This is a genomic window from Martinezella multihospitum (assembly GCF_900094585.1).
In the GTDB taxonomy this organism is placed as follows: domain Bacteria; phylum Pseudomonadota; class Alphaproteobacteria; order Rhizobiales; family Rhizobiaceae; genus Rhizobium; species Rhizobium multihospitium.
In genome coordinates, this window is the sequence record NZ_FMAG01000004.1 from 936,732 (window position 1) to 951,609 (window position 14,878).

Annotated in this window: 13 protein-coding genes; 8 read left to right on the top strand and 5 right to left on the bottom strand. The window is 58.2% G+C overall.

The genetic code is table 11. The features are described 5' to 3' along the window. Window positions 1-47 precede the first annotated feature (47 nt). The 4 genes from GA0061103_RS20415 to GA0061103_RS20430 all read right to left on the bottom strand — a co-directional run bounded on the left by GA0061103_RS20415 (window position 48) and on the right by GA0061103_RS20430 (window position 2,766). Window positions 48-947: an NADP-dependent oxidoreductase gene (locus GA0061103_RS20415; RefSeq protein ID WP_092714274.1), complete on the bottom strand. Its 900-nt coding sequence runs from the start codon at window positions 945-947 to the stop codon at window positions 48-50. A 149-nt stretch (window positions 948-1,096) separates the two neighbouring features. Continuing rightward, window positions 1,097-1,519: a DoxX family protein gene (locus GA0061103_RS20420; protein WP_092714276.1), complete on the bottom strand. Its 423-nt coding sequence runs from the start codon at window positions 1,517-1,519 to the stop codon at window positions 1,097-1,099. 30 nt (window positions 1,520-1,549) lie between these two features. Further along, entirely contained in the window at window positions 1,550-1,921 is a 372-nt protein-coding gene (locus tag GA0061103_RS20425) for a glutathione S-transferase N-terminal domain-containing protein (protein ID WP_092714278.1), read from the bottom strand. Then, on the bottom strand, window positions 1,918-2,766 hold the full coding sequence (locus tag GA0061103_RS20430; RefSeq protein ID WP_092714279.1) for a DODA-type extradiol aromatic ring-opening family dioxygenase: 849 nt from the start codon (window positions 2,764-2,766) through the stop codon (window positions 1,918-1,920). Before GA0061103_RS20430 ends, GA0061103_RS20425 begins: the two co-directional genes overlap by 4 nt. A 151-nt stretch (window positions 2,767-2,917) precedes the next feature. Here GA0061103_RS20430 and GA0061103_RS20435 point away from each other — a divergent pair, with 151 nt between their 5' ends. Next, on the top strand, window positions 2,918-3,832 hold the full coding sequence (locus GA0061103_RS20435; protein WP_092714281.1) for a LysR family transcriptional regulator: 915 nt from the start codon (window positions 2,918-2,920) through the stop codon (window positions 3,830-3,832). 253 nt (window positions 3,833-4,085) lie between these two features. Continuing rightward, a complete protein-coding gene (locus GA0061103_RS20440; protein WP_092714283.1) occupies window positions 4,086-4,700 on the top strand; it encodes an outer membrane protein in 615 nt (204 codons plus the stop codon). 172 nt (window positions 4,701-4,872) lie between these two features. On the opposite strand, the gene GA0061103_RS20445 is transcribed toward GA0061103_RS20440, so the two are convergent. Continuing rightward, window positions 4,873-5,892 carry a LacI family DNA-binding transcriptional regulator gene (locus GA0061103_RS20445; protein WP_092714452.1) on the bottom strand — a complete coding sequence of 340 codons (1,020 nt, stop codon included), beginning with the start codon at window positions 5,890-5,892 and terminating at the stop codon, window positions 4,873-4,875. Window positions 5,893-6,032: 140 nt separating this feature from the next. Here GA0061103_RS20445 and GA0061103_RS20450 point away from each other — a divergent pair, with 140 nt between their 5' ends. From GA0061103_RS20450 to GA0061103_RS20475, 6 genes are all read left to right on the top strand, one after another. Then, entirely contained in the window at window positions 6,033-8,366 is a 2,334-nt protein-coding gene (locus GA0061103_RS20450; protein ID WP_092714285.1) for an alpha-L-rhamnosidase, read from the top strand. Window positions 8,367-8,441: 75 nt separating this feature from the next. Next, a complete protein-coding gene (locus tag GA0061103_RS20455) occupies window positions 8,442-9,713 on the top strand; it encodes an ABC transporter substrate-binding protein (RefSeq protein WP_092714287.1) in 1,272 nt (423 codons plus the stop codon). Window positions 9,714-9,770: 57 nt separating this feature from the next. Further along, on the top strand, window positions 9,771-10,634 hold the full coding sequence (locus GA0061103_RS20460) for a carbohydrate ABC transporter permease (protein ID WP_092714289.1): 864 nt from the start codon (window positions 9,771-9,773) through the stop codon (window positions 10,632-10,634). 23 nt (window positions 10,635-10,657) lie between these two features. Continuing rightward, on the top strand, window positions 10,658-11,455 hold the full coding sequence (locus GA0061103_RS20465; protein ID WP_208603539.1) for a carbohydrate ABC transporter permease: 798 nt from the start codon (window positions 10,658-10,660) through the stop codon (window positions 11,453-11,455). 3 nt (window positions 11,456-11,458) lie between these two features. Further along, entirely contained in the window at window positions 11,459-12,439 is a 981-nt protein-coding gene (locus GA0061103_RS20470) for an ABC transporter ATP-binding protein (protein WP_092714293.1), read from the top strand. Between the two features lie 546 nt (window positions 12,440-12,985). After that, on the top strand, window positions 12,986-14,878 hold a 1,893-nt coding region (locus GA0061103_RS20475; RefSeq protein ID WP_092714295.1), incomplete at its 3' end, for a methyl-accepting chemotaxis protein.

A 14,878-nucleotide genomic window follows, 5' to 3' on the forward strand; every position in this document is an offset into this window, starting at 1 on the left:
CGCCCCCCGTGTTCTTCCCGATAGGGTTTGGACGGAGCTCATTACATTCAATGCCTTAATACGACTTTGCCTTGCGCTCCAGCAGCGAGCACGCTGTGCGCCGCACCGATCTCTCTTAGCTCGAAAGAATGCGATATGGGTATGATGAGCACCTTCCGGGCTGCAGCATCGAGTATCGCGTCCAGTGTGGAAGCATCCGTTTGATGGTAGAGCTCGTGGATGGTGACGCGATTGTTCTTGGCGCTATCAGGCACCGGAACGATGCTCGCGACTTGCCCATTGTCAACAACATGTCCGATCAGGTTTCCGGCCACGGGAGCCGCAGCGCTAATGGCGTATCGAAAGGTGGGCTTCTGTGCCGCAACCGTAATATCCAACGCCTCCCCGGTAAGTTGACGGGCTTCATCCAGTCGCTCCGGCCGAACACCCGCCACCGGTTCGGCGCCGAGCTGCTTCAGATATTGGATTGCCGCCCGGCCGACGGAGCCCAAACCGCCCGAGATCAATACGCGATCGCCCGCACCAATCCCGAGGGCCTCCACTGTCTGGCGTCCGGTCAGACCGGCCTTTACCAATGCGGCCCCTTCCTCAAAACTCAGTGCGGCCGGCAGCTTGGCAACCGAAGTGACGGGAACGACACCAAACTCGGCATGGGCGCCTTTGCCATTTGCCGGGAAATCGGCAACGACCCGGTCGCCAACCATCAAACCTGTAACGCCTTCGCCAATTTCCGATATCGTGCCGGCGGCATCTCCACCCAGTACTGCCGGCAGCGAAAGCGGTATGTATTGCGCCATGAAACCCTGACGCAAGATGAGATCGAATGGATTGACCGCGGATACTTCGATCTTGATCAGTACCTCGCCTGTACCAGGCTTCGGCGTCGGAATATCCCCGATCTCGAATTGATCCGTATCACCGTAGGATTTGAGAAGCGCAGCCTTCATCAGTCGTCTCCAAAGGTTTTCTGTTGATGTCACACGGTTCAGCCCTGCTGTGGGACTGAGGCCCACTCCCGTTGGCAGCCACGGCTGCGCCGGCTGTTAGGTTCAACCCAAGCGACGCGCTCTCGTCGCAGGACGAGAGCGCGTTTGCCTTATGCGCCTTCAGTCAGCGACACCTGCTTCGAAGACGGACGCAGGATATTGTCCAAGGCCCAGCTACCGGCGCCGGCAAAGGCGATGAACAAGAAGATGAAGCAGAACATGATCGCTGCCTCACCCATATTGAGTGCGGGCCAGAAGCCCTGCGGAGCATGCGCCATCCAGTAGGCGGCTGCCATTTCGCCCGACGCGATGAAAGCGGCGATGCGCGTGAAAAGGCCGACGGTCATCAGCAATCCGGTGACGATCTCGATTGCGCCGGCAGCAAGCATGATGGCCGGCAACGGATAGGTCACGCCCGGAATTGCTGCCGGGAACTGGAAGAATTTCATGGTCGCATGTTCGAGGAACAGCAATGCGGTCACGATCCGCAGGATCGCAAGAACATGAGGGGTCCATTTCGTGGTATTCAACATGGTATTTCTCCTGAATGGGCGCCGAAATCGTCAGGCGGCAGTGGTTTTGAGCTCGAAATTTTCCTTCCAGAGCGCCATCATCGGCTTGAGGGCGCCTTCGACGTAACTGGTGAGCACGGGCATATCGGCCGGATCGCGACCTGCCCTGGCGGCAAGAAGCGCGATGATGGCGTCCGATTCAGTCATATAGCGACCCGCTCCGAGCCAGGCGGCGGGAAAACTCACCTTGTCGAGCCGCCCGGCAAGTTCGGAGCGTATGTCATGCTCCTGCTGCGATCCCGGTTCGAACTCGTGAATTGCAACTGTCTCCATCAAGCCGGCCTCCAGCAGGAACAGCTTCACTTTGAGACAAAACGGGCAACTCCTCTTGACGTAGACAACCGGCTTCGACGGCTCGCTCATTTTGCGTCTCCACCGATTGTCGCCGGCTCGGGTGCATCGCCGAAACGGAAACTGGATGCCGTCAGCCCGCCGGCGAAGTCAGTCTGATGGTAGGTGACGGCGCCGGGCTCGTCCCTCGCGGCACCGACGGCCACCATCAGCGGGATGAGGTGATCCTCGCGCGGATGTGCTGCGCGGGCGGACGGGGCCTGCTCCCATTCGAGCAAGAGCTTTGCCCGCTCATAGGGTGATGAATGGATCAGTGTCTGTTGCAGCCACGCGTCGAACTGGCGGGACGGTTCGTAGCCCTCCTTCCCGCGCATCGCCGGCAGATTGTGATAGCTGAGACCGCTTCCGATGATCAGCACGCCCTCATCGCGCAGCGGCGCCAGCGCACGCCCAACCTCGAGATGCAAGGCCGGATCGTAGCCGGCATCCAGAGACAGTTGAACGACCGGAATGCTTTCCTCCGGATACAGCGGTTTCAGAATGCTGAAAGTGCCGTGGTCGAAGCCGCGGGTCGGATCGAGCCCTGCCTCGATCCCGCGCGCATGCAGCAAAGCCTGTACCCGCTTGGCAAGCTCGGGTTCGCCCGGAGCGCCATATTTGATATGATAGAGATGCTCCGGAAAGCCATGATAGTCGTAAACCATCCCGGGATGGGCGCCCGACGATATGGAAAAGCCCTTCTCTTCCCAATGGCCGGAGACAACCAGGATCGCCCGGACCGTATTCCCCAGCTCGGCACGCATCTCGATCAGAGATTGCTCGAGCTTGTCGAAATTATTGCGGAATTCACCGCTCATATAAGGCCAGGGGCCGCCGCCGTGACTGATGAAATAGGTCGGAAGACGAAGCTTGTTCACGTGTTTCATCCTTGTAGCGGGGCACTCGTCATCCAACTCGAGACTGAAGAGAATGATGAACTAGGCCGTGTGATCTGGCCAAAGTAACTTTTCTCATTTATTGATCAATGCAGCCTGCATTGAAGAAACATTTCCTATGAGTTGATGATCCATGGATACGCTAACGAGCTTGCGGGTCTTTTGCGCGGTCGCGGAGTTCAAGAGCTTCACGGCAGCCGCGGATCGGCTTGGCCTCTCGCCGGCAATGGCGAGCAAACACGTGATGCATCTTGAGAACCGGCTGGGAACCCGGCTGCTGAACCGAACCAGCCGGCATGTCAGCATGACGGAAAGCGGCATGCTCTATTTCAATCAGGCCCGGCAGATGCTCGATGGACTGGACGAGGTGGAAGCGGCCGTCAGCAACGTCACCGTCATGCCGCGTGGAACCTTGCGACTCAGTGCACCGGTATGGGCAGCGAACACGCTTGTCGCCCGGATGATCGCCGAATACCACCAGCGCTATCCCGACGTGCGTTTCGACATGGATCTCAGCGGTCGGATCGTCAATCTCGTTGATGAAGGCTTCGACCTCGCCCTGCGGGCGACCTCCCCCGAGCGGCTCGATCCCAATCTCATCGCCCGACCGTTGACGCGCGTTGCTTTTCATCTCGTCGGATCTCCGGCCTATCTGTCACGCACAGGTCGCCCGAGAGAGCTCGCTGATCTCAATGGTCACGCGCTGCTGGCCTATAGCGGCATGAACGCGAACGGCAGCATAGCCGTCGCCGGGCAGGACGGCACTCAGACGGTGAACTTCCGTCCCGTCATGCAAAGCGAAAACGAGATCATGCTGCATCTGGCAGCACTTGAGGGCATGGGGCTGGTTTTCCTGCCGATGTGGATGACGCAAAGCGATATCTCCGATGGCCGATTGGAGATGGTACTGCCGAAAGCCGTGACATTCGACGCCACGCTGCATGCGGTCTATCCCAGCAGGAAATACCTTTCCGCGAAGGTTCGAACCTTCATCGACTTCCTCGCTTCGCGGCCAAACCTGTGCTCGGGGGCGGTGGAAGACAGCTGACCGCATGGACCCGGATGTTTCCTGCGAAATCTTGCGGCTTGGGATGCGGTGGACGCATGGCCTCATTTTCAGATCCGGCAACCCGCCGACCTTGCACCTTTTGATATTCCTCCCGTGCTTTTCGCCGCTGCAACAAAACTGAACATGAAAGCACACACAGCAATCTTGCGGACGGCATAGTCACCCTATGAGCCGGGCCGATGCGACACGCGAACGCCTTTCCGCTGGTGCAAAAACATGAGGCACTGCCATTATGCATATCAAGCTTTTCGTCGTCGGCGCCCTGGCGTCGTTTCTGGCCGTTCCGGCCCTCGCCGCCGACCTTACCTACGAGCATTCCGCGCCAGCCGCCGAACAGGCTTATTCCGCCTATGACTGGTCCGGCTTCTATCTCGGCGGACAAGGCGGTTATGTCTGGAACAAGGGAACCGTTCTGGGCACCGACCGCAATCTCGATGGCGGCACGGCCGGCGTTCATGCCGGATATAATTTCCAATCCGGCAACATCGTCTACGGTATCGAAAACGATTTCAACTACAACTTCAAAGACAAGAAGGAAGCGGATCTCGAATGGGATGCGTCGGGCCGCGCTCGCGTCGGTTACGCCCTGGACCGCACGCTGCTCTTTGCGACAGCCGGTCTCGCTGCCGCTGGCGGCAAGGTTGACGCCCCCGGCGTCGGGAAAAAGGACGATATTCTGATCGGCTGGACGGCCGGCGGCGGCATCGAGCATGCCTTCACGGATAATGTCATCGTTCGTGGCGAATACCGCTATTCCGATTTCGGAAACAAGGATTTCGGGTCGGCGATCGGGGATTTCGGCGCCACTCAGAACAAGGTCCTTGTCGGCGCAAGCTATAAGTTCTGAAAGAACGAACGGTAAGTCGAGCTGGCCAAAATCGGCAGGCAAACCGGCAATTGGGCTCAAGAAAAATCTTAGGCTCAATTGCCGGTACCAGCATTTTCCCGGTCTGCCTTTGAAAACATCACCCAGCTATCCGGCCAGGCCCATCTTTCTACCTTTTCGTCCGTATCACACGTCAAGTGCTGCCGCGCAATTCCACGCGGGGTTCGATCAGCAGATGTCTCGCGTCACGCCGGCCATCGATCCTGCTGAGCAGCACCTCCGCAGCCGTCCGCCCGAGCTGCATCTGATTTTGATCGACGCTCGTCAGGCCGACGAGCGGTATGGCGGCCATCGGGGAATTGTCGTAGCCGATGATCGCAAGATCTTCAGGAACCCGAATTGCGCTTGTCCGCGCTGCATTGATCAAGGGGACGGCATCGAGATCGGACCATACGAAAACTGCGCGCGGCCGGTCCTTTGAATCGAGGAAATTCCGGATCGCCCGCTGGCGATCGACAGCGACCGGCGGCAGCCGGATGATGCGTCCCTTGAGCCCGGCCTGCTTCATGGCGTCGAGGTAACCCTCCTCGCGCTGCAGGGCGACGATAGTCGCCGGCGAATCCAGGAGATCATAGCTCAGCATGGCGATATCCCGATAGCCTGCGTGCAGGGCTGCCTCGACAGCCAGATATCCGCCACGCCGATCGTCCGAATTGACGGTGTCATACGTTTCGGCATGCGGCTCGTGATGCGCGATGACGACGATCGGAATCTGCCGCGCATAGCGCTCCAGAATCTTACCGGATATACGCGGGGCGATGATCACGACCCCATCCATGCGATTGTCGATCATCGATTCGATCATTGACGCTTCGATCGAGCTCGCGGAACGCCCAATGCCGATCAACGCCTTGAAGCCATTTTCCGACAGAGCGGCATTGGCCTCTTCGATGACGCCCGGAAGGAACGGGTTCGATAGTTCGATCACCAGAACACCGATGGTCTGCGTCCGCCCACGCATCGCTCGCGCGGCAACCGATGGGCGATAGCGAAGCTTTTCGATCGAGGCTTCAACCCTGCCCCTCAGGCTGTCGCTGACGCCATAAGCATTGCGCAAGACTTTCGATACCGCCGCAACAGATACACCTGCATCTTCTGCCACATGCCGGATGGTCACCCTCTCCTGCGCCGCGTTAACGATCTGATTTTTCATCATAAACTGTCTCATTCCCCGATCCGGGCAAATTATAGGCACAAAACTCTTGCGCCGCAATCGATTGTGTAGAATGATATACATAGAACGATACACAAAATCGTATCCCGCCGGAGGACAGGCGGCTGAGGAGGCATGCAATGACAATTCGCTCAGACCACGGCGCAGCCGTGGCCAAGACCCGTGTCGATTCCGCACTCCAATTTGCTGCATCGATGATCGCGCCGGCCTGCGATGCCGGCCAGGGAACCGCAGGGACATTCGTCTCCCGGCAATTCACGCTGGAAAAGCTGCCAACCGAAGCGACGCTGCGTATTTCTGCGCTGGGGCTCTATCGCGCTTTCGTCAACGGCCGGCGCGTGGGCGACGATCTGCTCACGCCGGGCTGGACCTGTTATGATGATCGGATCGCATATCAGATCTACGACGTTACTGAGTATCTGCGCATTGGCGAGAACCGCATCGAGATCTGGCTCGGGGACGGATGGTACCGCAGCCAGCTGATGTGGGCGCTTAACCCGGTCTTCAATTGCTGGGGCGAACGGGCGGCGGTAATTGCGGAGCTGAATGCCGACGGCCGGCTGCTCTTGAAGACCGACGATAGCTGGAAGAGCGGTTTCACGCCGGTCACCCGCAACGGCATCTATTATGGAGAGGATTACGACGCCCGCATCGTACCGCACGACAGCCATGGCGTTGACGTTCTCGCCTTTGACAAGGGGTTGCTCGTTCCACACGAGACAAACCCCGTCAAGGAACTCCCCGAGCACACACCGATCGACAGCTGGATCGAGGACGACGGCAGCAGCGTCTATGATTTTGGCCAGAATGCCGGCGCCTATATCCGCATCCGCGTGAAAGGCGAGGAAGGTGCCAGCCTCCGCATCGAACATTCCGAAGTGCTCGGCCCGGGGAGATTTTTCGACAATCGCAACTATCGCAGCGCGCGCGCCGAGCTGATCTATACGCTCGCCGGCGAAGGGGAAGAGGTCTACGCGCCGCTCTTCACCTTCATGGGCTTCCGCTATGCGCGCGTCAGCATCACCGGCCAAGCGGAACTGGTCAGCATCGCCATGATCCCGATCTCATCCGTTCCCGTGGCGGCCGGCGGTTTCAACTGTGGCGTCGCGGCGGTCAATCGCCTCGTCGAAAACACCATCTGGTCGCAGCGCTCCAACTTCATCGAGGTGCCGACGGACTGCCCGCAGCGCGATGAACGATTGGGCTGGACCGGCGATGCGCAGGTCTTCGCCGGGACGGCGTGCTGGCTGGCGGACAGCCAATCCTTCCTGCGGAAATTCCTCCGCGATGTCATGCATGATCAACGCGCCAATGGAGCAATCCCGCATTTTTCGCCGGACCCGACACGGCTTCACCCGATCGATAGCCGTGGCGACTGGGCCGGATCGACCGGCTGGGGGGACGCCATCGTCATCATCCCCTGGCAACTTTACCTCCATTATGGCGATGCCGCCGTGCTCAGGGAATGCTTCCCGGCCATGCAGCACTGGCTCGATTATCTATGGGGCATTTCCAACGGGCCGATTATTCGCCCCCCGGCCGTCTGGGGAGCGAATGGCTTTACTTTCGGCGACTGGCTGCAGCCCATTGGCGACAATCGTAAGCCGCGACCTACGGTTGCGGATGATTGCGCTGCGACCCTCTATCATTTCATTTCTACCCAGTTGACGGCAAAGATCGCCCGCATTCTCGGCGAAGATCAAGAGGCGGAACGTCTGGAGATCCGGACGGAAGAGATCCGGAACGCCTTCAAGACAGAGTTCTTTACACCGTCCGGCCGCATCGCACATAACGATCAGACATCATGGGCGCTGGCCTTCCTATATGGCCTCGTTCCACCGGAGCATGAAGAGGCTGCCCGTGCCTATTTCCGGCGCGTGTCCGAAGAAACCGACGGCGTCATCGGCACGGGCTTCATAGGAACCCCCGCGCTGCTTCCGGCCCTTACGCGGCTCGGCATGCACGACCTTGCCGAAAAGATGTTCCTCAATCGCAAGGTGCCAGGCTGGCTATACCAGGTTGATCAAGGCGCGACATCGATATGGGAGCGATGGGATGCGCTTGCCGAGGACGGCACGATCTACGATCCTGACATGAACAGCTACAATCACTATGCCTATGGAGCCGTATGCCAATGGCTTTTCGAGGATGTCGCCGGGATCAAGCCGCTGGAGGACGCGCCGGGCTTCGAAGAAATCTCATTCGACCTTACCGTCCTGCCGGCGCTGTCGCCGGTCTCGGCTTGGCATGACACGCGGTTCGGACGCATAGAGACCGGATGGGCGGTGAAGGGAGAAACCGTCACATGCCGTCTGTTGCTGCCGGAAGGCATAACGGCCCGCCTGGCAGCTGGACAGAATCGAAAATCGTTGAAGGTGGATGGCGTCGGGATCGAACCAGGCAGGGAACTCAAACTGACCAAGGGGGAACATACGATCACCTTTGCCATCTGATACGACAGCTTGCGGCACCTTGTCCCGCAAGCAGGCAGCTCAATTCATTCCGGTCTTCAGGAGGAGGAAATGACTATGAGAATGATGAAGTGCGTCCTCGCCGCAATTTCAATGTCGCTGGCGGCGGGTGTCGCGCATGCCGACGTGACGCTCAGCGTCCTGATTGACACCAATCCCGAATCCATCGCGTCATTCGATGCCGTCTCCAAGGCCTATATGGAAAAGCATCCGGATGTGAGCTTCGATGTCGAACAGCGTGCCGGCGGATCGGAAGGCGACAACATCATCAAGACGCGCCTTGCGACTGGCGAAATGGCCGATATTTTTCAGTATAATAGCGGCTCACTGTTCCAGGCCTTGAAGCCGGAACGGACAATGGCAGACCTCAGCGACCTTGCCTCCGAAGCCGGAATTCTCGATAGTTTCAAGAAGGTCGTCACAGGCCCGGATGGCCACGTTCGCGGCATCCCGTTCGGCCCGGCCATGGGTGGCGGCATCTTCTATAATCGCAAGATCTATGCCGAGCTCGGCCTTACGCCGCCCAAGACCTGGGCGGATTTCATGGCCAACAACCAGAAGATCAAGGCGGCCGGCAAGGTGGCGATCGCGCAGACCTATGGCACGACCTGGACGTCTCAGCTTTTCGTGCTCGCCGATTTCCACAATGTCCAGGCCGAGATCCCCGATTTTGCCGCCAACTACACCGCCAACAAGCAAAAATACGCCAATACGCCGACCGCCTTGCGAGGGTTCGAGCATCTGGAAGAGGTCGCCAAAGGTGGATTTTTCAACGCCGATTTCGGCGCGGCAACCTTCGACGACGGCATGCGCATGGTCGCCACGGGTGAGGCCGCGCACTATCCGAATCTCACTTTCGGTATCGGAAACATACAGCAGAATTTTCCGGACAATCTGAAAGATCTTGGCTTCTTTGCGCTTCCCGGAACAGATGCCGCCAAGAACGGCCTCACCGTCTGGATGCCCGCCGCACTCTATGTCTCGGCGAAATCGGAGCATGTCGAGGAGGCCAAGAAATTCGTCGACTGGGTCGGCTCCAAGGAAGCCTGCGAGCTGATGGCCAAGGCCGTTCCCTCCGGTCCCTATCTCGTCAAGGGATGCGAACTGCCGAAGGACATTCCGCCCGTCGTCGCCGACATGCTGCCCTATTTCGAGACAGACGGACACGCAACTCCGGCATTGGAGTTCCTGTCGCCGATCAAGGGACCAGCCCTCGAGCAGATCACAGTTGAGGTCGGGACCGGAATCCGCTCCGCCAAGGACGCCGCGGCTCTCTATGATCAGGATGTCGAAAAGCAGGCCAAGCAACTTGGACTGCCCAACTGGTAACCTCCCAGCCGTTCCCCCGCCCGGCAGCAGCCCGGGTGGGGGATCCAAAGTAGCTCCATGGCCACACGCAAATCACCCTATCCCTATTGGTTCGTCCTGCCGGCGGCCGTGATATTCACGGTTCTCTTTCTGGTGCCGACCGTAGCCTCCTTCTGGTTCAGCCTGACGCGCTGGGATCTCTTCACCACCCAGTTCATCGGCCTGGACAATTATCGCCAGTTCTTCCGGGAACCTTTTCTGATCCAGGGCCTGATCAACACGATCATCTATGCGGTGATGACTTCCGTTACAAAGACGATCCTGGGTCTACTGCTGGCAGTTCTCTTGACCTCGGGCATCTGGGCGCAGAGCCTGCTGCGCACCGTGATCTTCTTTCCGGTCCTCGTATCGACGATCGGCGTCGGCATCACGTTTTCCGTATTGATGCATCCGACCCGCGGCCTGATCAATGTCACGCTCGCTGCCATGGGCATTCACGGGCCTGGCTGGCTGACGGATCCGGCACTGGCACTCTATTCGATTGTCTTCGTCGATCTCTGGAAAGGCATCGGCCTGGCAACCGTCATCTATATCGCCGGCCTCGCCTCGATCAGCCCCGACTACTATGAAGCCGCCAGGATCGACGGTGCGACGCGTCGCCAGATGTTTTTCCGTGTCACCGTTCCGCTGGTGAAACCGGCGACGATTACCGTCGTGACCTTGTCGTTGATCGGTGGACTGCGCAGCTTCGACCTGATCTGGGCAATGACGCGCGGCGGGCCCGGTTTCTCCTCGGATGTGCTGGCAAGCGTCATCTACAAGCAGTATCAGGCCGGATTTTATGGTTTGTCGACAGCCGGTAATGTCATTCTGTTCCTCCTTATCGGCGCGATCATTCTACCGATAACAGCCTGGTTTAACCGCAGGGAGGTGGATCTTTGACCCGCCGTCAGCTTTATATCGGCATGGCGTCTCTGGTTGCCTGTGGCCTGATATTCGTCTTGCCCTTCCTGTTCATCTTCATAACCGCTGCCAAGACAAAGCAGGATGCTGCGTCGCTGACTTTTACCCTGCCTCAGGAATGGCACCTGTTGCAGAACTTCATCGAGGTTATTCAAACCCGCAATTATATGCTTCTGCTGGCCTATTTCAATTCGACCATCATCACCGTCACCGCCGTTTCACTCCTCGTTCTGCTCGGTGCCATGGTTGGCTATATCTTGCAGCGTCGTCCATCCGGCTGGAATAGTGTCATATACGGCTGCGTTCTCGCTGGTCTCATGATCCCGCCTGCCGTTGTGCCAACCATCTGGGTTCTGCAGTCGATCGGCCTCTTCAAATCCATATCGGGAATGATACTGATTCAGGTTGCCTATGGTCTTGCCTTTACCGTTCTCATGTTTCGTAGCTTCATTGCTACGATACCGCGAGATCTCGATGAGGCGGCGATCATCGATGGAGCAAAGCCGCTGCAGATCTTCTTTCGCGTCGTGCTGCCATTGCTGAAGCCCGTGACCGTGACCATCATCGTCGTGCAATCGATCGCCATCTTCAACGACTTCACGAACCCTCTTTATTACCTGCCTGGCAGAGAAAACGTAACGGTACAGCTGACACTCTATAATTTTCAGGGGCAGTTTCAAACGCAGTACAATCTTCTGTTCATGAATATTCTATTGGTAACGATCCCGCCGCTCATCGTCTTCGTGTTCTTCAACAGGCAGATCGTGGCAGGCATGACGGCCGGCGCAGTGAAAGGATGAACCATGACAAGTGTCGTTCTTCAAAATATCCGCAAGGACTTCGGCAGCTTGACCGTGATGAATGGTGTCGATCTGACCGTCGAAGCCGGGGAATTCTGCGTCTTCGTCGGCCCTTCCGGCTGTGGAAAGTCCACTCTTCTGCGCATGATCGCAGGATTGGAAACCTCAACCTCGGGCAGGATCTCCATCGACGGCAAGGATGTGACCGACGCCGAGCCTTCGGAGCGCGGTATCGCGATGGTGTTTCAGTCCTACGCGCTCTATCCGCATCTGACGGTCAGCGAAAACATCGGCTTCGGCCTTTCGCTCGCCAAGCGCCCCAAGGCCGAGATTCAGGAAAAGGTTCGGCAGACTGCCGATATTCTCCAGCTGTCGCATCTGCTGGACCGAAAGCCGAAGGCGCTCTCCGGCGGTCAGCGGCAACGTGTCGCGATCGGCCGGGCAATCATTCGCAATCCAAAGGTTTTCCTGTTTGACGAACCTCTCTCCAATCTCGATGCATCCTTGCGGTCGCAGATGCGAATGGAACTGACCGAACTCCATGCCAAGCTCGGAGCAACGATGATCTATGTCACCCATGATCAGGTCGAGGCAATGACGATGGCAGACAAGATCGTCGTGCTTAACGGTGGCCGGATCGAACAGATCGGAACACCGATGGGTCTTTACCATAACCCGGCCACGCCTTTCGTCGCGGGCTTCATCGGATCGCCGAAGATGAACCTGTTTGAAGGCGACGTCGCTGCCAGGGAGGGGTGCGGGACCTACGGAATCCGGCCGGAACATGTCGCACTTTCCGCAACGGAAGGAAAATGGCAGGGGCGAGTGCGCCATATCGAGCGGCTCGGCGCCGATACGGTCGTTCATCTTGATGTCCCCGAACTGATATCGCTTGTCGCACGCACCGACGGCGATCGGCCGATCCAGATCGGCGAGGCTTTGTTCGCCACGCCTTTGACCGGCAAGGAACACAGGTTTTCATAGAAGCGAGCCATATTGATCCTGATCCACGGGAGGCGGGTCGGAAGGCTTCGCATGCAGGCTGGGATATGAAAAAATCCATCCTATGGACGTTCTTATGCATCATGCCCGCCAAGGCGACCTTGGGTGAAAGATCATAACGCATGCGCTAATGTAAGGCGGCGGTTGCAGTTTATTCGCTTCCTTGCGCAATAGCGGCAATCAAAAACTGCATTTCTACGCAAGTCTGCCATTTCTATGCGGTATGTTGCACGCAGATACACTTTGCTGAGGCCGGGAATCTACTGTTGATTTGCAAATATTTTTGCATCATGCAATTTGTAGTTACCGATCAAATCTTTGAATTATTTAATAAAAATTGCGCAACTCTGGTTATCGTTAATTATTTTCTCAGACATATCTGACTTCATTAGCATAGCAGCGCCAAATGCGACGAGCAGAATGCTCCTTACCTGCGATGTTCCCGACCTTCAGAGCAGACAATCGCCGGCCTATATCCATTTTCATCGTGTGGGCAGCTGCCAGCTCGCTAAAAACCAATGAGCCACCATGTCATTTCTTCAGAACGCCAAGATCCGCACGAAGGTGCTCTCCATCATCATTCCGATCTGTCTGATCGGGATCGCAGGTGTCCTTGTCGTATCGAATCAATATAGGGACACGGTTGCCACCTACTCGAATTTTATCGACAAGGACGAGACGGCGGCGGTGGAGATGTCGAGGGCCAGCCAGCGCCTGACCGCCATGAGTTACAACGCGTATCAGATCCTGCAATATAAAGCCAAGGATCCGGAAATGGCGGCGTTCTCCAACAATTATCAGGAGAACAAGCAAGTTCTTCTGCAGCGTTTCGCGAACGTTAAGCGGTTGATTCCGGCTGAAACGGATGCCGTGGAAAAGCTGGCCGCAAGGGCCAATGATATCATCGTCCTTACGGATCAAGCCGTGAAAGCCGGTCTGGTCGATGATAACAATACTGCCGCCACGCTTTTGAAGCAGGTGGATCCGATGATCAATGACGAGGTCGTTTCCATTCGTCAGTGGCTCGACGCGTTCAACAAGTCCCTCAACAACAAGAGCGACATGCTGGCGGAACATACGAGCAGCACCATTACAAATGCTCTGATCGCGCTTGGCGTTCTTTTCGCGGCTGCGGTCGTAATCGCGGCCTTTGTCTCGGCGCGCGGGATTGCCGCCCCGATCGAACGGCTGCGGGCACGCATGGTATCGCTTGCGGACGGCAAGACCGATGAGCAGATCGCCGGCATTGGCCGCAAGGACGAAGTCGGCCAGATGGCTGCTGCCGTCTCCATCTTCCGCGACCATGCCATCGAGCGGATAAGACTGGAACAGGAGGCGAGCGCCAATCGCAGCCTCTCCGAGAAGGAAAGGCTGGAGCGCGAAGCGCAGAAGGCCAAGGATGCGGCGGACACGCAATTTGCCGTCGATGGCCTGGCAAGCGGTCTGGCCGAGCTTTCGAACGGCAATCTGGTCTATCGCATCGAGCAGCCCTTCGTTGATCACCTCGACCGTCTGAGGGCCGATTTCAATGCCTCGATGGCGAAGCTGGAGGAAACGCTGCGCTCCGTTGGCCAGGGAGGTCAGGCCATTGCCGCCGGCGCCAGCCAGATCCGGTCTGCAGCCGATGATCTTTCCAAGCGCACCGAGCAACAGGCAGCCTCCGTCGAGGAGACGGCGGCCGCACTCGAGGAGATCACCACGACCGTCAAGGATTCCACCCGGCGCGCCGAGGAAGCAAGCTCGCTGGTCGGACGCGCGCGCATCGGCGCCGAAAAATCCGGGGAAGTCATGCAGGAAGCGATTGCCGCCATGGAGGCAATCTCGAAATCCTCGGGCGAAATCAGCAATATCATCGGTGTCATCGACGATATCGCCTTCCAGACGAACCTGCTGGCGCTCAATGCGGGCGTCGAGGCGGCGCGGGCGGGAGAAGCGGGCAAGGGCTTTGCCGTCGTCGCCCAGGAAGTCCGTGAGTTGGCACAGCGCTCCGCCACGGCCGCCAAGGAGATCAAGGCGCTGATTTCCACATCCGGACAGCAGGTCGACAGCGGCGTCGATCTCGTTACCAAGACAGGGCACTCGCTGCAGCAGATCGTCAAGGAGGTCGAAGACATCGACCGCAACGTGCGGGCGATCGTCGAGGCCGCCCGCGAGCAGGCGACCGGCCTGCAGGAGATCAGCACGGCGGTCAACAGCATCGATCAGGGAACACAGCAGAATGCCGCCATGGTCGAGGAATCCACCGCGGCAAGCTACAGCCTTGCCAAGGAGGTGACGGCCCTGAATGAGCTGCTCGGACAATTCGATCTGCAAAGTGGTCGCAGCCATGCGCGGCCAGCTGCCGCGACGGAGCGATCCAGCCCTGCCGCCTCGCCTGCACGGGCGCTGCGATCCAGGATCGCCGGCGCATTCGGTGGTTCC

What these genes read in the sequence shown, in the direction of transcription:
- GA0061103_RS20415 (WP_092714274.1), bottom strand. Translation starts at nt 947, where the DNA reads ATGAAGGCTGCGCTTCTCAAATCCTACGGTGATACGGATCAATTCGAG.
- GA0061103_RS20420 (WP_092714276.1), bottom strand. Translation starts at nt 1,519, where the DNA reads ATGTTGAATACCACGAAATGGACCCCTCATGTTCTTGCGATCCTGCGG.
- GA0061103_RS20425 (WP_092714278.1), bottom strand. Translation starts at nt 1,921, where the DNA reads ATGAGCGAGCCGTCGAAGCCGGTTGTCTACGTCAAGAGGAGTTGCCCG.
- GA0061103_RS20435 (WP_092714281.1), top strand. Translation starts at nt 2,918, where the DNA reads ATGGATACGCTAACGAGCTTGCGGGTCTTTTGCGCGGTCGCGGAGTTC.
- GA0061103_RS20440 (WP_092714283.1), top strand. Translation starts at nt 4,086, where the DNA reads ATGCATATCAAGCTTTTCGTCGTCGGCGCCCTGGCGTCGTTTCTGGCC.
- GA0061103_RS20445 (WP_092714452.1), bottom strand. Translation starts at nt 5,892, where the DNA reads ATGAAAAATCAGATCGTTAACGCGGCGCAGGAGAGGGTGACCATCCGG.
- GA0061103_RS20450 (WP_092714285.1), top strand. Translation starts at nt 6,033, where the DNA reads ATGACAATTCGCTCAGACCACGGCGCAGCCGTGGCCAAGACCCGTGTC.
- GA0061103_RS20455 (WP_092714287.1), top strand. Translation starts at nt 8,442, where the DNA reads ATGAGAATGATGAAGTGCGTCCTCGCCGCAATTTCAATGTCGCTGGCG.
- GA0061103_RS20460 (WP_092714289.1), top strand. Translation starts at nt 9,771, where the DNA reads ATGGCCACACGCAAATCACCCTATCCCTATTGGTTCGTCCTGCCGGCG.
- GA0061103_RS20465 (WP_208603539.1), top strand. Translation starts at nt 10,658, where the DNA reads ATGGCGTCTCTGGTTGCCTGTGGCCTGATATTCGTCTTGCCCTTCCTG.
- GA0061103_RS20470 (WP_092714293.1), top strand. Translation starts at nt 11,459, where the DNA reads ATGACAAGTGTCGTTCTTCAAAATATCCGCAAGGACTTCGGCAGCTTG.